Genomic DNA, 17970 nt, shown 5'->3' on the forward strand with positions numbered 1-17970 from the left:
CACAAAATTAAAACCGCGAGTAATTTATAATGAACTGGTCAAATGCTTTTATAATAACCTATGGGAGAACTGGCTCCACTTTATTAATGGGCCTACTTAACTCCTATGAAGAAATTCAAATTAAAGGTGAAAATTTTAACTTCATCAAAGGATTATACTATTCTTATAAAAAATTAACTGAACTAAAAGAAACATATGGAAAAAAACCTCAACCCATAACAGCTCCTTTTTATGGAGCTGAAACGACTAATGTTGATTTATTTACAGAACAATTACGTGACATAATTAAAAATCAATTAGTGACCCACGATAAAGAAAAAATAAAGTGCTGGGGGTTCAAAGAGATAAGATACACCAGCGAAGCATTGAATTTCGAAGGTAATTATGAAATAAAAAAATATTTAGATTTCATAAAGAAAATATTTCCTGATGCGTGTTTTATTTTTCTCACTAGAGACCACAACGAAGTTTCTGACAGTGCCTTTTGGAAACAAACAAAAAAAATCAAGGTTGTAGAAACGCTAGAAATATTTGAAAAGGAAGCAACATCATGGTCTTCCGACAGGAGCGACTCCTTTTGGATAGACTATAAAGATTTAATAGATAAAAATAACAACCTGAAAATGATGCATGATTTTATTGGTATAAAATATGACATTGAACACATTGAAAAAGTCACATCTATTGAATATAGTTATGGAAATAAAAAAAACAATAAATTTAAAACTATAAACATTGAAATGTTTGACGTTCATGAAATTCATGAATTAAAGTTTGACCCATACATTTTTTCTGAAGGTTATTTTTATTCAGTTAGTCCGAAAGAATTATCTGGCGTGTTAGTCATTAAAGAAGAATATGACTCAACAAAATATAAAATACTCATAGAGAAAGACAATTCTAAAATCTATGACGAGGTGGCTTGGCACATATATTCACCTATATTTGAAAGTATATATAGTAACAATAAAAATGCACGAATTGCACGATTCCAAAAAGAAACAAGCTTCAATGAAAAACTAAACATATATTTAGAAGTCGGCAACGGAAACAAACATTTAATCACGACACTCACACGATAACGAACAATGAAACAGGATTTAATTTATTAATTACAGTACGAGATCATGAAAATTTACTAAGCAATTAAAATTCTGAATAGAGCTCTATCTGGTGGTTATGCCAGGGCGAGATCTCACACCTTTTGTAGGGTTTAATTGGTCGGTATTCATACAATTCCAGAAGCTAATGATGACTATTTAATCATCGGTTAGCGTTGTACTGTAACGTATTGAACTATTTTTATTTTCAGTGATCAGATCATTACAATTTCTCCAAACAGAACTATTTTATGACCCTCTTTGAGCGCCTTAGCTGCATCCCAGACCCACGCACTGACATTAATATTAAGCACGACTTAGTTGATGTCGTGTTTCTGGTCTTTTCCGCCGTACTCAGTGGCGCAACCGGCTGGAAGTCCATTCAAGACTTCGGAGAGAGCCAAATTGATTGGTTAAGGCAATATCGGCAGTTCGAGAGCGGTATCCCCAAACGGCATTGTATTGCTAATATAATCAGCACATTAGAAAGTGACGCTCTACTAGATGCCTTATTTGATTGGTTGAATGTTGAGCGAACTCGCTCAGAGAAATCAGTGCTAGCGATTGATGGCAAAACCCTTCGTGGAACCAAGTCAGATGACAACAAAAGCGTGCTGCATGTCGTCAACGCTTATGATGTAGAAAGCGGTTTAATGCTGTATCAGCAATCAGATAGAAGCAAAGGTAAAGAAGTTGGCTTAGCCCGTGATGTGCTCGATGCCTTAATACTGAATAACGCGATTGTGACACTTGATTCGTTACATTGTTTAGCCTCAACCATGGCGCTAATCATTAAGAAAAAAGGCGATTTCACTATTCAATTGAAAAAGAATCAGCCTAAGCTTTATGAGCATGTAACCGCGGCTTTTGCTGCGGTGTATGACGACCCTGAAAGTATGGCTGAATGTGTTCAGCACAACACCGGGCACGGACGTAAAGAATGGCGTAATATCATGCAGATAGAGGCTAATTTACCCCCTGAACTTAAAGAAAAGTGGCCCCATATTAAAACGTTTATTGAGGTGGTGAGTGAACGCACTAGCAAAGGGAAAGGAACAAGGGATTCACGATGGTATGCCAGCTCATTAGAGCTCGACGTTGAACTTGCCGCGCGTTCAGTAAGGGAGCATTGGCAAGTCGAAAACCAACTTCACTGGGTGCTTGATGTCGTTTTTAGAGAAGATGAGTTAAAGGTAAAAGACCCAGATGGCGCAGCGCATTTGGCGGCATTTAACCGCGCGGCACTCAATGTGATTAAACAGCATCAGGGTGCAAAAGACAGCTTGGCGGCTAAACGTAGAAGATCAGGCTGGTCGGGTGAATATCGCTCAAACATTATCTTTGGTTAAAATATCAACAAAGTTAAATCCCGCCCTGGTGGTTATGCTGACCAAAGATAATACATGTGAGCTAGATCAGAAAAAGCAAATGGGATTTTAAAGATGAATGAAAACACTAAAAAGTTTATTTCTTTACTAACTAAAAATAACACAAAAACCGCCTATTCTATAAATGAATTTTGGATAGAATTAGAAAGCATCGAAACAACTGAGTACACTTCACTAAGTAAAGAAAGTGCACTAAAAGATATTTGTGAAAAATTAAAAGAAGAAAATGCTATTGCTCACATGAGTAAGCAAGCAATAGACGAAAAAATTATTTCACTGAAAACAAAAACTGAAAAATACACATGTAAAAAAACCATCTTCTATAAAAATACAAACTACATGTTTTTTATTGATAGCTCATCGAACCTATCTTTCATATATGTGTCAGGGTTTTATAGCGGTTTTGCTGTTGTTGATATAAAAGAAAATAAATTATCTGTTATTTTTGGAAATAGAAAGACCCTGAAGGCAACGTATATAAGCTTCTTAAGATTCATTTACGACTCACTTCCAGAATTTACAAGCTATTATCATTCAATTAATGACTCAGAGTTTGGTGGTTTTTTAGTTTCTAACTCAAGACCATTTCACTTTTTTTATGATATACTTCCAGGTCTTGAAACCATAGAAAATCTTGTTAACAAAAGTGAAAGCTTGGACTGCACTGAAACACCAATATTGTACGACCCTCAAAAATCATTTTTTGAGCCTGCACTTATATTTAATAAGAATTTCAATGCAATAAAAACCACTAATCTTGACGAGCTTTTTATAAAGCACAAAACAAAATTTTACATTTCCCCTGCTATAAATCATCAGTTCATTTCAAATAATGAAAAACTAAGGGACTCTCTCGACTCAAAAGCATTTAACTCTTCAATTGAAACTTATGGTGACACAATAAAACCCTTAAAAACCAATAAAAATGGGATTATAATCTGGATAGGTATAACCTCTCAGAAAAGAATTTGGCTGAATCAAGAAAGTAGTATAGTTTCTTTATTAAACGCTCTCGCTGACACCATAGAAAACATTACAGTTTTCTTTGATGGCTGGACATCTTGTTTAGAACAATCAAATACAGACATTGAAAATACAAGAAATGATTTAAGCATTTACCATTCTATTGATGAACAACTCGACTCAAGAATAAATACAACTAGTCTTATAGGTATGACTAGTGCAGAAAAAATAGCTTATGGCAGTATTGTAGATGTATTTATAGCCAATCACTCTGCAGGCTCACTACATATATCTAGATTATGTAAGAAAAGTGGAATTTCACATATAAACACAGCCATGGAGCACGAATTCCAGTGGCATTACGATACTGAGCTTTTACCTAGCAAATGCATAAAGAACATTTTGGACAACAAAAAAAATACAATTGGTGCAATTGGAGTTGATTATATTGTTGATTTTAAGTGTCTCAGTAAAACATTCATTAACAAGCTTATAAGTTTAGGCCTTATAAGCTCAACTGAACTGGTTGAAAAGTTCATATCACGCTCATTATTGAATTATGAAAAAATAAAATCAGCTCAAAAAAACATAAGTGCATTTAGTTCATTGAAAATAACTCCAGAGTCAAAAGCACCAGACCTACTTCGTGATATTGCAATTGCCTTTGAGAAATCAAATGACATCAAAACTGCTTATGAAATAATGAAAGTAGCAAAACAGCTGAGACCCGCTGGCGGCTATATAAATAAAAAATTAATTGAGTACAAAATCATCTTAACTAAAAAATAACACATAACACAGGCGTTGTTTCCTAAAAGAATGTTTCACTGTTTGACAATGCTGAAACGGATGAAATCATGCGTGTTAGGCCTAATTTAGTGCATCCTCAGTGCTGATCACCGTGATTTATTCTGTTTGAAAGCTCAAGAAATCACATTTGTGCTTTTAGGAAACAACGCCCATAACACATAACACAAAGGATTTTTATGATTAATTTTCTCGACTGTACTCTCCGCGACGGCGGCTACTACAACGCTTGGGACTTCTCACCTGAACTGATAAACGATTACCTTGCTGCTATGCAGGCCGCTGGCGTAAATGCCATCGAGTTAGGCTTTCGTTCAGTAAATAACAAAGGTTTTAAAGGCCCTTGTGCTTTTACTACCGATGACTTCTTGCGTAGCTTGCCATTACCCAACGATTTAACCATTGGCGTTATGATCAACGGTAATGAGCTGGTCGGTGAAATCCCACAAAATACTGTATTGGAACAGCTGTTCCCAGTATCGGCTAGCGAGTCACCGGTCGATTTGGTGCGTATTGCCTGTCATGTACACGAATTCACAAAAGCTTTACCTGCCGTAACTTGGCTCAAAGAGCGTGGCTATCAAGTTGGCTTTAACTTAATGCAGGTGGCCGATTGCCCCAAGCAAGAAGTAAAAGCACTGGCGCGCTTGGCAGCTAACTACCCGATGGATGCCTTATATTTTGCCGACAGCATGGGTAGTATGAGCCCAGACCAAGCCGCACAAATCATTGGCTGGTTACGTAGCGAATACACAGGTGCGCTAGGCATTCATACCCATGACAACATGGGTTTAGGGCTTTCTAATAGTTTACGTGCTATGGATGAAGGCGTGACTTGGATAGATTCCACTGTAACCGGCATGGGCCGTGGCCCAGGTAATGCACTAACTGAAGAATTAGCCATAGAAATGGCTGCCCGCCGTGGGCAAGCCGTTAACTTAGTTCCCTTGATGACATTAATTCGTAAACACTTTGGCCCAATGAAAACCGCCTACGGCTGGGGCACTAACCCCTATTACTATTTAGCCGGTAAGTACGGTATTCACCCAACCTATATTCAAGAGATGCTCAATGACTCTCGCTACAGTGAAGAAGACCTATTAGCGGTTATCGAACACTTACGTGTAGAAGGCGGCAAGAAGTTTAGCTTGAATACTCTAGACGTAGCCCGTCATTTCTATCGTGGTGAGCCACAGGGAAAATGGACACCTAGCAGTTTATTTGCTGGTCGTGAGATATTGTTACTGGGCACAGGTCCAGGTGTCTCACAGCACCGCGAAGCATTAGAACGCTACATTCGACAAGCCAAACCTTTAGTGTTAGCCCTAAACACCCAAGGTGCTATTGCAGCTGAACTGATTGATGTACGCGTAGCTTGTCACCCAGTACGATTATTGGCTGACTGTGAAGCACATACTAAATTGCCACAACCGTTAATTACGCCCTACTCCATGTTACCTAATGACGTACAGCAGGCATTGGCTGGCAAAGACGTACTGGACTTTGGCTTAAGCGTACAAGCCGATACCTTTGCGTTTGCGGAAAACCATTGCACGACGCCGACCTCGCTCGTGGTAGCTTATGCCTTAGCGGTAGTGAGCAGTGGCCAAGCAAATAACGTGCTGATGGCAGGATTCGATGGTTACGGTGCTGACGATCCCAGAAGTCGTGAAATGCAGCAGCTTTTTGAGCACTACCAACAGTCTACTCAGGCATTACCACTACAATCCATTACTCCAACTCGTTATAGCCTACCGACTCAATCTGTGTATGCACTTTAGCTCAACTCATAAAACCAGTTCGTCAACCTAATAAATAAAATGAGGTACACCATGCGCAGTGTCGTCATGATCCCAGCTCGTTATGCTTCTAGCCGTTATCCTGGAAAGCCGTTAGTCAATTTACTGGATAAACCCATGATTCTGTGGGTGGCTGAGTTATCAGCTAACGCTGTGGGCAAAGAGAACGTCTATATTGCCACAGATGATAATCATATCGCGGATGTGGTTACTCAAGCGGGATTTCAAGCCGTTATGACTACCGATGACGCATTAACGGGTACTGATAGATTGGCGCAAGCCGCGCAACAAATAGCTGCCGACATTTACATTAACGTACAGGGCGATGAGCCGTTAGTTGATCCTAAAGATATTCTTAAGGTTCGTGACGCAAAGTTGGCCAATATGAACGAAGTAATTAATGGCTTTAGCTGGGTAAGTGACCATGAAGATCCTCACAGCGTCAATATTCCCAAGGTGATCACTAATGAGCAGAATGAATTAATCTATATGTCACGCTTAGCATTACCTGGCTTTAAAGACAGAAAATGCGCACCTGTTCGTTATAAAAAACAAGTCTGTATCTATGCTTTCACTAAAGACGAACTCACAGCGTTCTCTGCATTTGGCAGAAAGAGTGAGCTAGAGCTCAGTGAAGATATTGAAATACTACGTTTTTTGGAGCTAAACAAAACCATTCGTATGGTTGAAACCCAACCAGGGAGCTTAGCTGTAGATATTCCTGACGATGTCGCTAAGGTAGAAGCTGCCTTAAGAAAAGTGGCCAAAGAATGAGTATGCAACATACAGTAACTGACTATAAAACTCTCGTATTTGATTGTGATGGTGTAATTTTAAATTCAAATAAAGTGAAAACCGATGCCTTCTACCGAGCAGCTCTACCCTACAGTGAAGCTGCTGCACAAGCCTTACTTGAATATCACGTCGCCCATGGCGGCGTGTCGCGTTATAAAAAGTTTGCTTATTTCTTAGAACAAATAGTACCGATCACCGCCCCGTCTGTCTCAGGCCCTGATTTAGATGAACTACTAAGTCATTATGCACAGTCCGTACAGCACGGCTTGCTTACTTGTGAGGTCGCTGTAGGTTTATATGAACTGCGCGCACGCACGCCGCATGCCAACTGGCTGATAGTGTCTGGTGGCGATCAAACAGAGCTGCGTGATGTGTTTGCTAAGCGTGATCTGGATAAATTATTTGATGGTGGCATATTTGGTAGCCCAGAGACTAAAGAAATTATTTTAGCCCACGAACTTGCTAACAGAAATATTCAGCACCCGGCTCTATTTTTAGGCGACAGTAAATATGACTATCAAGCCGCTAATACTGCGGGGTTGGAGTTCGTATTTTTAAGTGCTTGGAGTGAAGTCGAAGGCTGGAAAAAATTTGTTGCAGAAAAAAACCTTTCTACCAGAAAAAATATTAGAGAAATAGCTAATAATTTAAAATATTTTATTAAAGAATAAAACATGTAAATATAAAAATAGGACTTAATTCTCATCATTCAGGGATCTATCACCTGGGAACTTTAATAATCACAGACGAAGTTTTTAATTTAAAAACATACAGTAATTTAAAAATCAATGCATTATATTACATTTACTTTAGTACTTCATTTGCCAGACGAGTTCGGTAACCATGAAAATTTTAACTAAAAACCAAGGTCACCTAATATTAAATAAAAACTATATCAAGTGGGATTTAAGTCACACCACTAGATCTGTCGTAATTACATTTGCAGACGCTTACAGAGATCCTATTAGCTGCCCCTCTTTAGAGCAAGCAAGCAAAGGTCAATCAATTTGGGGGTTCGATTATATAAAAAAACTAGAGTTAAATGTCATTTCAATTTCTAGTCTATCGGAGCCTAGTTGGTATAGAGAAAATGATTTATTCCACTCATTAGCAACTATAGAAAAAGATCTATCCGAGTTGAAAATATTTAATAGAATAGGCTATGCCGTAAGCATGGGCGCCTTCGGTGCATCAGCTCTTTCTGACATATTAAAAATAAAAAAAAATATATTGTTTTATCCTATTTCTACTTTAGATACGAAAATTGCCCCATTCATAACCGGATACAAATGGGCTAGAGACAAATTTAATTGGAACACTCCTCATAATGATGGAGCCAATTGCAAGGCAGAAGGGATTATAATTTACGACCCTTTAAATAAACAAGATAAATTACATCAAGAAAGATACGGAGGGAATTATTATAGAATAAGAGCATTATGTATTGGTCATGGTGGAGCTAGCAAGATAATAAATACAGGATTAGTAAAAACATATTTATCTAGAGCATACAGCAATTCTGAGGTAAGCATTAATGAATTAAGAGAAATAGCCAAAAAAAGAAGATATAAACAACATTACCATGATGACATGCTGGCATATAAAAAACAGTCTTTCAAAAGAAAGTTCATTATAAAATACCAAAAAATAAAATTAATACACAATGATATAGAAATAGCAAGACTACTCTTAAATAAAGAAATTGATATGGCCATCAAGCATTCAGAAAATTTAGGAGGGATAGATTCACACGCAGATGTTTTCAGAGATTACGCACTAGAGAACGAAAGAGAAATAGAAGTAGCGTTAAAATGTATGTCGTGGGCAAACAAAATAAGACCAAATGGTAAGTTCATAAAATACAAATTAGATATATACAACTTAAATATCAAAAAAAGCCATACTAAAGACTGTGAAATATAAACATAGCCCTTATAAAAAATAAGGCGGCGCATATTAAATGAAAATTATAAATCTTCTTAAAAAAACAAAGCCTAGAATTTTCATTCACATAGGAATGAATAAAACAGGAACCAGTGCATTGCAGTCTTATTTACTCTCTGTAAAAGGAGACCTGCTAAACTCGGAAATACTTTACCCAGAAACTGGCTTGATTGGGTCAGCTCATTATTCACTAAGCGCATCTTTAGGGTTTTGTAATCCTAGCGTGGATCCCACCTGGATAAAAGAGCAGAAAAAGCTAAAAAAATCCTTCCAATCCGAGATTAACAAGAAAATTGATACTGTTATTATTAGCTCGGAAGATTTTTTGTTGAACAAGCCTATCTCTACTGTTCTTGATTTTTTTAAAGGTTTCGACATCAAAGTGATTGTCTATTTACGCAGACACGATCATTGGTGGCTGTCTGCTTATGCGCAAGCGGTGAAGATGAAACACCTGCCGCCCTGGAATCAAGGCCCTCAAGGGTTCATAAACTTCAATCGCAGACGCAATAAAAGTTATGGTGATTATCGGCACTTGGTAGATCGCTGGGCTAAGGCAATTGGCAAGACTAATGTGATTGTTCGCCCCTACGAGCGGGAACAGAACCAGCCAGATTTGAAAGCCGATTTTTTACGGGCCATTGGTGAACCGGAGCTGGCAGAAAAACTACCCCGCATGGAGACCAGAGATAACGCCTCGTTGCCATTGGCCAGTGTACAGCTGATGGATATTTTTCAGCGGATTGATGTTGATCCCGAGCTTCATCAAAAGCTCCTTGCACATGCACGCACCTTTGGGAAAGGTGACAATCGCCTGCTGAAAGAAATAGTAAACCCGCAGTTTCTCCATAAACTGGTGGACAGTTATGAGGAAGACTATGCCTATATAGCCCGCGAATATCTTGGCCGAGCAGATGGTCAGTTGTTTTATGAACCCTTGCCAGAGCAGAATCCGGACTGGAAAGCTCCCCGTTGGCCAACACAGGCGGAAGTGGCTCAAGAAGTATTAAAAGTGGTGATGGCACAATAAATATATGGTCTCTGTTATCAGTACATCCTTAACATTGAGTCTGTTAATAAGGACTTTATTGAGTTAGGTATGCAAGGGATGAAGACATGAAAATTCGACTTGAAGCTGAAGATGTTAAAATAGTGCAAAAATGTTTATCTACGGCAGTTTGCAGTAATGAACAGCAGCAGGCACTGCACGAGATTATGGCTAAAGCGGAGGCTGGAATAGAGTTCGACACTGAAATGAGTGACCATATTGCAAATACTTGCCGAGACATAGCATTGAGTCTTGAAGCCTCGGATCTGTATTGTGCTCAGCAACTAATGTCACTCGCACTCGCTATCCGCCCCTCTGGCCCTCTGTTACAGAAGAAAACCCACGAGTATGCCAAGCTGCTACAGGTTTTTGAATCTGGAAGCACTGAATGTAACGGTATTAAACTGGCATTCGGCGAAAACCTGCCCTTGCCTCTTCTTAAGGCGTTGGCGAATGGTAGCTATGAGCAGCACGAAGCAAAGTTATTGATGCAGTTCATTGGCCCCGAGGATCGAGTACTGGAATTAGGTGCGGGTATTGGCTACATGGGCTCCCTGGCCATGACCTATTGTAAACCGCTCACTTATACCGCCTATGAAGCAAACCCGGCTTTGTTACCGTTAATAATGAGCAACATGGAACGAAACCGTGTGCAATTTGAAGCACGGAATACTTTGCTAGCCGATACAAAAGCCAGCCGTGACTTTTATGTAACGCCTGCTTTCTGGGCCAGTAGCCTGCTCGAGCCGGACTCAGAACCTTACCAAAAGGTAACGGTTGCTGCGGTGGACAAGAATGTAGTAATGGATGAGTTAAAACCAACTGCATTAGTCGTGGATATTGAAGGGGGCGAAGCCGAGTTTTTTGCAGGACTCGACCTGACAACCGTCAATAAAATCATCATCGAAATTCACCCTGCAGTGTTGGATGATGCCACACTCTCTACGCTATATGCATCGTTACTAAATAAAGGCTTCAAACTTAATTTTTCAGCCTCCAGTAAGGTGGTTCTGTATTGGTATCGCTGAACAAGGCTCATACCATAAATGTGTTACGTGAAATGAGAGTCACAACATTATGAGCTGGCTTGTAGTACAGCAGGGTGATAATCCCAGTAGCGATTACTTTGTGAAGCCAGCTCTGGCCTCTGAAGAACTCAAGGTCTGTGACCTGCTTTCACCACCTGAAGACCTGTCTGTTGATACGGGTACAGATCTTGTTTTTGTGCGTTATCTAACGCCACCATGGAAGCGCTGGGTAGAGCAGAATTATGCTTCACTGGGGCGGCTGGCATTCTTCATGGATGACGATCTGTTTGATTTGTCAGCCCATGCAAAACTGCCACTACGCTATCGCTGGAAACTCTATCGCCTGGCCTGGCGCCACCAGCAATGGCTGAAGCGTCTGAATGCCGAGCTTTGGGTGTCCAACCACTGGCTGGCCGAAAAGTATCAGCATTGGCAACCTAGGGTGATGGCCCCGCAATCACCCTATGGCGGCAGCCCGCTACAAAAGACGTTTTTCTATCATGGCTCTGCTTCTCATGGGCAGGAAATCCGTTGGCTGCTGCCGGTGGTAGAAGAGGTTTTGCAGCGCGATCCGGCATTCAGTTTCGAGCTGTTCGGTAATACCGAGATCAGAAAGTTATTCTCTCATCTGCCACGTGTTCATGTTCTTCAACCCATGCCTTGGTCTGCCTATAAAGCCTTGGTCGGTCGTCCGGGTCGAGCAATCGGGTTGGCACCCTTATTGCCAAGCTCATTTAATTTGGCACGTTCGGCCACTAAGTTTTTTGATATTACTCAAGCAGGAGCGGTAGGAATTTATGCGGATCATCCTGTATACCAATCAATAGTTCAGCATGAGCACAACGGATTGTTGCTGCCTCTGGATCAAAAAACATGGGCTGATGCGGTGCTGCAACTCGGCCACGATGAGCATTACCGATTACACATGCTGGATCGTGCCCGCAGTTACTGTGCCGACAGCTAATCCTTAAGTCCTTTTAATTTATATTCAGTGAAAGAAATTGCTTTTTCTTCTCTGTCGTACTGGAGCAAAAACTAAATGGCAACGTTTTTAGTTGTAGGCGGAGCCGGTTATATCGGCTCCCACATGGTCAAGCAACTTGCCAAAGCCAGTCATCAGGTGGTCATTCTTGATAATCTGACTACTGGTTTCCGGCCGTTGGCAAAATATGGTGAATTGGTTGTCGGTAGCCTTGCTGATACCGGCTTGATGGAGCAGTTGTTCAAGCAACATGATTTTGACGGTGTAATGCACTTTGCTGCCAGCAGCCTGGTGGGTGAGTCGATGACTGATCCGGCCAAGTATTATCACAACAACGTAGCCAACACCCTGAATCTGCTGGATGTGATGGTTCGCCACCAGGTGAAGCATTTCATCTTTTCGTCTACTGCCGCCACCTTTGGTGAGCCTGAATATACGCCTATCGATGAACTGCATCCGCAAAAGCCTATTAATCCCTATGGTGCCAGCAAGTTGATGGTAGAGCGGATATTACAAGACTATGCCAGTGCCTATGGGTTGAACTCGGTATGCTTACGTTACTTTAATGCCTGTGGTGCTGATCCTGAAGGTGAGTTGGGTGAATGCCACGACCCAGAAACGCATTTGATCCCACTTATTTTGCAAGCAGCCTCTGGTCGGCGTAAGGCTATAACCGTATTTGGCCGTGACTACCCTACTGAAGATGGCACCTGTGTGCGCGATTACATCCATATAGAAGATTTATGTACCGCCCATGGCCTTGCTCTCGACGTCTTGATTGCGGGAAAACAGCAAGGAGCACAAGCCTATAACCTGGGGAATGGCCAGGGTTTTTCGGTACAGCAGGTCATTGATACCGCGATAAACGTAGTGGCTGCTGATGGTTGCTCCTTGATCATAGAAGAAGGCGAACGACGAGCCGGCGACCCCGCTGTTTTGGTGGCCGATGCAGCAAGAGCAAAATCCGAGTTGGGGTGGCAACCAAGATACGCGGATTTAAACACCATTATTCACCATGCGTGGCAATGGGAAAAAAAATCATCCGGTATTACTTTTGAACCTGTGCTGTAAACGAAAGCAAGATAACAAACCGTGCCATCTCATAACGACGTTTCTAAACATTAAAATCGAATAAAAGGGATAAAAATAATGAAAGCGATCATACCTGTTGCCGGCCTCGGTACCCGCATGCTGCCGGCCACAAAGGCCATTCCTAAAGAAATGCTGCCGATTGTTGATAAACCGTTGATCCAGTATGTGGTGAACGAGGCAGTGGCTGCCGGTATTACCGAAATTGTGCTGGTGACGCATTCCAGTAAAAACTCTATTGAAAACCATTTTGATACCAGTTATGAATTGGAAGCCACGCTGGAAAAACGTGTTAAGCGCCAGCTGCTGGAAGAGGTGCGTACTATTTGCCCTGCACATGTAACCATCATGCATGTGCGCCAGGGGGCAGCCAAAGGCTTGGGCCATGCGGTGCTGTGTGCCAAGCCTTTGATTGGTGACGAACCGTTTGTGGTGATATTACCCGATGTGCTGATTGACGACGCAGCCTCTGATCTTAAAAAAGATAATCTGGCACAAATGCTGGATCGCTTTAACGAAAAAGCCGTCAGTCAGATAATGGTTGAGCCAGTACCGGATGATCATGTAAACCAATACGGCATAGTGGACTGCTTAGGCCAAGATGTTGCTGTTAATCAAAGCAAGTTAATGACCAGTATTGTCGAGAAGCCAGCCATTGATGAGGCACCTTCTAACTTGGCAGTGGTGGGCCGTTATGTGCTAAGCAAGGCCATTTGGCCGTTGTTGGCAAAAACCCCGCCTGGTGCCGGTGATGAAATTCAGTTGACCGATGCCATTGCCGAGTTGATGAAGCAAGAGCAGGTAGAAGCCTACCGTATAGTAGGTAAAAGCCACGATTGCGGCAGCAAGTTGGGCTATATGCAGGCTAATGTGGAATATGCTCTGCGCCACCCACAGTTGGGTAAAGACTTTGCCGATTACTTGGCCTCATTTAACAACGCTAACGTTGTGCCTTTTGCCTCTGGCCAATAATTCACGGATGCATTAATGCTGTTACATCAACAATCCGCTTTTACTGCTCTAAAAACTCATGCCCAGCAACAACAAGCGTTAACGTTAAAAGAACATTTTACGCTAAATACCAAGCGATTTAATGAGCTGTCTTTTGTGTTTAATGGTGATTTGTTTGTCGATTTATCCAAACAAGCGATAAACACCACTACCCTGCCCTTGCTCTGCGAGTTGGCCCACAGCATGCAGATTCCACAAGCCATTAAGCAGCTGTTTACCAGCAATGCTTTTAACCCCACAGAGCAAAGAGCCGTGTTGCACACGGCTCTGCGCATGCCGGCCAGTGCCGAGCTATATCATAATGGCGAAAACGTGGTGCCAGCCGTGCATGCCGAATTAGCCAAAATACACGCTTTTTGCCAACGCATTCACAGCGGTGAATGGCGCGGCTTTAACGGCCAACCTATTACAGATATGGTTAACATTGGTATTGGTGGCTCAGACTTAGGCCCCGCCATGGTGTGCGAGGCGCTAATGCCTTACCAAGATGTAGGCATTAAACCGCATTTTGTCTCTAATATTGATGCTGCGCATTTGGCGACTACCCTAGCCAACCTTGATCCTGCTACCACTTTATTTGTGGTGTCGTCTAAAAGCTTTAGTACCGATGAGACCTTGTCTAACGCCATTGCCGCCAAGCAATGGTTGCTGGATGCCTGTGATAGCCAGGCTGCCATTGCCCAGCACTTTGTGGCGGTATCGACTAACTCACAGGCCGTGGCTGATTTTGGTATTGATCCTAATAATATGTTCATCTTTTGGGACTGGGTGGGTGGTCGTTTTTCGCTGTGGTCCGCTATTGGCTTGCCTATAGCACTGGCGGTAGGCTTTGAGCGATTCGAACAATTGCTAGCTGGTGCCCATGAGATGGACGAACATTTACGCACTGCGCCATTAGAGCAGAATATTCCGGTGTTGTTGGCCCTGCTGACGGTGTGGAACCACAATATTTTAGGCTACGGCAGCGAAGGTATATTCCCGTACAGCCAGTTGATGCATCGTTTTCCGGCCTTTTTGCAGCAACTGAATATGGAGTCTAACGGTAAGTCGATTACCTTAACTGGCCAGCCAGTAGACTACGTAACCGGCCCCATTGTATGGGGCGATGTGGGATCTAACAGCCAGCATGCGTTTTTTCAGTTATTACACCAAGGCACGGGTGTAGTACCGGTAGAGTTTATTGGCTTTATAAACTCGCCATACAATTATCCCAGCCACAGCCATAAGCTGTTAGCGAACATGCTGGCACAAGCCGAAGCATTAGCCTTTGGTAAAACTGCAGCAGCAGTAGAAGCCGAATTGCGCGCAGAAGGGATGATCGAACAACGCATTGCTGAGTTGGCTCCCTTCAAAGTGATGCCAGGCAACCGCCCTAGCACCACTATTTTGTGCAAAGAATTAACCCCCACTACGTTAGGCAGCCTGATTGCACTGTATGAACACAAAACCTTTATTCAAGGCGTGCTATGGCAAATTAATAGTTTTGACCAATGGGGTGTTGAGTTGGGTAAGAAGTTAGCCAACCGCCTGCTGAATGACTTATCAGGGCAAGACTCCGGCTACCAACATGATGCCTCCACACAAGGTTTGCTAGACCAGATAAAACAGTGGAAAAACTGAACCCTGCGGGGAGCCGTACGTTCTGCGCTGTACGCCTTACGTTAAAATAAGCGTGGTAATTGCACCCTTACGCCGTCTTTGCGAGCGCCGCGTGGCAATCCATTTGTTTAGCTGACAGCTTCTGGCTGATGGCTTAGCACTGTCTGCTACATGGATTGCCACGTCGCTACGCTCCTCGCAATGACCGCAAGGGCAGCTGTACGCCTTACGTTATACGCAGTACGTTAAAACCAACGCCGCCTGTTTTGGCCTCGCAATGAATCATCAATCTTTAGTGATTGGGGGTGAGGGACTAGGGACTAGGAACTGGGAATTAGGGACTGGGGGTTAGAATTCACTGTTCCCTGTTCCCTAATCCCTGCTTTTTCAATTGTTCCGTGTTCTTCCGTGGCAAAAATATCTTTAGTCACGGTCTTGTGTCTATTTATTGCTGATAGCTTACGGCTTAAAGCTGACCGCTCCCCTTCGGGGATCGGCTAAAAAGGAAACGCCATAGGCACCAAGGTGATCACGCCGGCGGAGTATAGCAGGCTGATCGGCAGCCCGGTTTTAAGGTAATCCAACATGCGGTAGCGGCCGGGAGAATAGACCATTAGGTGAGTTTGATAACCAAACGGCACCATAAAACAGGCGCTGGCACCAAAGGCGACCGCCATAATAAACGGCATGGGATCGACGCCAAAGGCCTGGGCAGTAGACAGGCCAATAGGAAACGCCAAGGCCGCGGCCGCATTGTTAGTGACGGTTTCGGTTAATAGCAGTGTCATTAAATAAACACCCACGAAGGCGGCGAATACGCCGTGGCCATTAAACACATAACGCATGCCGTCTGCCACCAGTGCGGCGGCACCGGAGCTTTCTAGCCCTTTAGCGATGGCCAGTGCCGAGCCAATAATCAACACCAGCTCAAACGGAAAACGGCGGCGCAGCTCACTCACGCTTAAAGTGCGGGTAAGCAATAATAGCGCCAGCAGTAATAAGAGTCCGTTTAATAACGGTAACCAACCCATGGCGGCAGCCACTATTACCCCTCCAAAGCCCATAAATGCGAGCAGACTTTGCCGAGAGCTGAGCTTGGGCCGCTGCAAGCTGCCGCTTAATATATGAAAGTTACGATCAATATTGCGGTGCTGAGTAAAATCCGGCCCCACAGCCAATAACAAGCTATCACCAACTTTTAGCGGGATTTGCCCCAGTTGACCCGTTAACCGACGTTGGCCACGGCGAATGCCGACTACGCCGGCATTAAACATGGTTCTAAAGTCCACTTCTTGTAAGGTGCGTTTAGCCAGCTCCGACTCATTAGAGATAACCACTTCCACCAAGTTAGAGGCCAACAAGTTATCGCCTTTATCACCAAACAACTGCAAGCCGCTAAAGCGTTGTAGGGCCTGCACTTTTTCTACTTCTCCGGTAAACACCAATACGTCTTGCGCCTGAATAACTTCGTCTGGCGACACTGGGCTTATTAAGCGGCCGTGGCGGGCAATTTCCAATAAAAATAGGCCATCTAGGCTGCGCAGTTGGTTGTGCTCTATGCTGTGGCCAACCAGCGGTGAGTCGGCGCTCACCCATGCTTCTAAAAAATAGGGTTGGGAATGTTCTTTATTTTGCACGCCATTACGCGGTAATAAGCGCGCGCTAAGCAACAAGCCTAACAAACAAAGCACGGCCACCGGTATACCGACGATGGCAAATTCAAACATGCCTAGCGGCGGCAAGCCGGCATCAATCACAAAGGAGTTCACCACCAAGTTGGTGGAGGTGCCCACTAGGGTAGTTACACCGCCCAAAATAGAGGCATAAGACAAAGGGATAAGCAGCCGAGATGCAGGAATATGGCGCTGGCGTGAGATAGCGCCCAACAAAGAGCCTACTACGGCGGTGTTGTTTAAAAATGCCGACAAAGCCGCCGTTACGCTCATCAATCGCAGGGTAGCTAGGGTTTCGTTACCTTTAAGCAAGGCGTTTGAGCAGTGCTCTAGCAAAGGGGAGCGCTCTAGCGCTAGCGACACCAACATTAAAATAATGAGCGTGATTAGCGCCGGGTTGGCATAGCTATTTAGCAAAGCTTGCTGCTCGATTACGCCAAACATCACATAACCTACCGCCCAGCCACTAAACAAGACGGCAGGCGAAAAGCGCCCTTGCATCAGCAATGCCAATAATATGCCTACCGATCCTAGCACCCACCACGCCGTCATAATTTATTCTCTGTATAAACAATTCTGTTATTCTACGTTTATCTTTAATAGAATGTCATCTGTTGCTGAATCTGTTTTGTTATTTATGCTTGCTAAGCCACGTGGTAGCTGAGTTTGACCAAAAAAAATACTGTTAAACATTTATCGCCAGCAATACTTAATGAGCGGCGTAAAAAAGCGGTGCAAATGCGG

The 17970-nt window shown here is 42.9% G+C and carries 14 protein-coding genes; 13 read left to right on the forward strand and 1 reads right to left on the reverse strand.

Annotation, left to right across the window (positions count from 1 at the left end; genetic code table 11):
- The first annotated feature begins 29 nt into the window (after nucleotides 1-29).
- The 13 genes from R0134_RS08790 to pgi all read left to right on the forward strand — a co-directional run bounded on the left by R0134_RS08790 (nucleotide 30) and on the right by pgi (nucleotide 15574).
- Complete coding sequence (locus tag R0134_RS08790; protein ID WP_319781507.1) at nucleotides 30-1082, forward strand: sulfotransferase; 1053 nt, start codon at nucleotides 30-32, stop codon at nucleotides 1080-1082.
- A gap of 269 nt (nucleotides 1083-1351) precedes the next feature.
- A complete protein-coding gene (locus R0134_RS08795) occupies nucleotides 1352-2449 on the forward strand; it encodes an ISAs1 family transposase (protein ID WP_319781508.1) in 1098 nt (365 codons plus the stop codon).
- 93 nt (nucleotides 2450-2542) lie between these two features.
- The gene (locus R0134_RS08800; RefSeq protein ID WP_319781509.1) at nucleotides 2543-4240 is read left to right on the forward strand and encodes a hypothetical protein; all 1698 of its coding nucleotides are present in this window, start codon (nucleotides 2543-2545) and stop codon (nucleotides 4238-4240) included.
- Nucleotides 4241-4437: 197 nt separating this feature from the next.
- Complete coding sequence (locus tag R0134_RS08805; RefSeq protein ID WP_319781510.1) at nucleotides 4438-6039, forward strand: aldolase catalytic domain-containing protein; 1602 nt, start codon at nucleotides 4438-4440, stop codon at nucleotides 6037-6039.
- Nucleotides 6040-6090: 51 nt separating this feature from the next.
- Nucleotides 6091-6831 carry a 3-deoxy-manno-octulosonate cytidylyltransferase gene (locus R0134_RS08810; protein ID WP_319781511.1) on the forward strand — a complete coding sequence of 247 codons (741 nt, stop codon included), beginning with the start codon at nucleotides 6091-6093 and terminating at the stop codon, nucleotides 6829-6831.
- A 2-nt stretch (nucleotides 6832-6833) separates the two neighbouring features.
- Nucleotides 6834-7523: an HAD family hydrolase gene (locus R0134_RS08815; RefSeq protein ID WP_319781512.1), complete on the forward strand. Its 690-nt coding sequence runs from the start codon at nucleotides 6834-6836 to the stop codon at nucleotides 7521-7523.
- Nucleotides 7524-7695: 172 nt separating this feature from the next.
- Nucleotides 7696-8775: a hypothetical protein gene (locus tag R0134_RS08820; protein ID WP_319781514.1), complete on the forward strand. Its 1080-nt coding sequence runs from the start codon at nucleotides 7696-7698 to the stop codon at nucleotides 8773-8775.
- Between the two features lie 37 nt (nucleotides 8776-8812).
- Entirely contained in the window at nucleotides 8813-9826 is a 1014-nt protein-coding gene (locus R0134_RS08825; protein ID WP_319781515.1) for a hypothetical protein, read from the forward strand.
- 86 nt (nucleotides 9827-9912) lie between these two features.
- On the forward strand, nucleotides 9913-10872 hold the full coding sequence (locus R0134_RS08830) for an FkbM family methyltransferase (RefSeq protein WP_319781516.1): 960 nt from the start codon (nucleotides 9913-9915) through the stop codon (nucleotides 10870-10872).
- Between the two features lie 49 nt (nucleotides 10873-10921).
- A complete protein-coding gene (locus tag R0134_RS08835; RefSeq protein ID WP_319781518.1) occupies nucleotides 10922-11836 on the forward strand; it encodes a glycosyltransferase family 1 protein in 915 nt (304 codons plus the stop codon).
- 75 nt (nucleotides 11837-11911) lie between these two features.
- Entirely contained in the window at nucleotides 11912-12925 is a 1014-nt protein-coding gene (galE, locus tag R0134_RS08840) for a UDP-glucose 4-epimerase GalE (protein ID WP_319781519.1), read from the forward strand.
- Nucleotides 12926-13003: 78 nt separating this feature from the next.
- Nucleotides 13004-13915 (forward strand): UTP--glucose-1-phosphate uridylyltransferase GalU, encoded by a 912-nt coding sequence (gene galU / locus R0134_RS08845; protein WP_319781520.1) that lies wholly within the window; start codon nucleotides 13004-13006, stop codon nucleotides 13913-13915.
- Between the two features lie 15 nt (nucleotides 13916-13930).
- On the forward strand, nucleotides 13931-15574 hold the full coding sequence (gene pgi, locus R0134_RS08850) for a glucose-6-phosphate isomerase (protein WP_319781522.1): 1644 nt from the start codon (nucleotides 13931-13933) through the stop codon (nucleotides 15572-15574).
- 476 nt (nucleotides 15575-16050) lie between these two features.
- Here pgi and R0134_RS08855 read toward each other — a convergent pair whose 3' ends face one another.
- On the reverse strand, nucleotides 16051-17778 hold the full coding sequence (locus R0134_RS08855; RefSeq protein WP_319781523.1) for an SLC13 family permease: 1728 nt from the start codon (nucleotides 17776-17778) through the stop codon (nucleotides 16051-16053).
- Between the last annotated feature and the right edge of the window lie 192 nt (nucleotides 17779-17970).

Origin of the sequence: Oceanisphaera sp. IT1-181 (genome assembly GCF_033807535.1) — a bacterium.
In the GTDB taxonomy this organism is placed as follows: domain Bacteria; phylum Pseudomonadota; class Gammaproteobacteria; order Enterobacterales; family Aeromonadaceae; genus Oceanimonas.

Excerpts from the sequence above, each read along its gene's own strand:
- R0134_RS08790 (WP_319781507.1), top strand. The coding sequence starts at position 30 with ATGAACTGGTCAAATGCTTTTATAATAACCTATGGGAGAACTGGCTCC.
- R0134_RS08795 (WP_319781508.1), top strand. The coding sequence starts at position 1,352 with ATGACCCTCTTTGAGCGCCTTAGCTGCATCCCAGACCCACGCACTGAC.
- R0134_RS08800 (WP_319781509.1), top strand. The coding sequence starts at position 2,543 with ATGAATGAAAACACTAAAAAGTTTATTTCTTTACTAACTAAAAATAAC.
- R0134_RS08805 (WP_319781510.1), top strand. The coding sequence starts at position 4,438 with ATGATTAATTTTCTCGACTGTACTCTCCGCGACGGCGGCTACTACAAC.
- R0134_RS08810 (WP_319781511.1), top strand. The coding sequence starts at position 6,091 with ATGCGCAGTGTCGTCATGATCCCAGCTCGTTATGCTTCTAGCCGTTAT.
- R0134_RS08815 (WP_319781512.1), top strand. The coding sequence starts at position 6,834 with ATGCAACATACAGTAACTGACTATAAAACTCTCGTATTTGATTGTGAT.
- R0134_RS08820 (WP_319781514.1), top strand. The coding sequence starts at position 7,696 with ATGAAAATTTTAACTAAAAACCAAGGTCACCTAATATTAAATAAAAAC.
- R0134_RS08825 (WP_319781515.1), top strand. The coding sequence starts at position 8,813 with ATGAAAATTATAAATCTTCTTAAAAAAACAAAGCCTAGAATTTTCATT.
- R0134_RS08830 (WP_319781516.1), top strand. The coding sequence starts at position 9,913 with ATGAAAATTCGACTTGAAGCTGAAGATGTTAAAATAGTGCAAAAATGT.
- R0134_RS08835 (WP_319781518.1), top strand. The coding sequence starts at position 10,922 with ATGAGCTGGCTTGTAGTACAGCAGGGTGATAATCCCAGTAGCGATTAC.
- galE (WP_319781519.1), top strand. The coding sequence starts at position 11,912 with ATGGCAACGTTTTTAGTTGTAGGCGGAGCCGGTTATATCGGCTCCCAC.
- galU (WP_319781520.1), top strand. The coding sequence starts at position 13,004 with ATGAAAGCGATCATACCTGTTGCCGGCCTCGGTACCCGCATGCTGCCG.
- pgi (WP_319781522.1), top strand. The coding sequence starts at position 13,931 with ATGCTGTTACATCAACAATCCGCTTTTACTGCTCTAAAAACTCATGCC.
- R0134_RS08855 (WP_319781523.1), bottom strand. The coding sequence starts at position 17,778 with ATGACGGCGTGGTGGGTGCTAGGATCGGTAGGCATATTATTGGCATTG.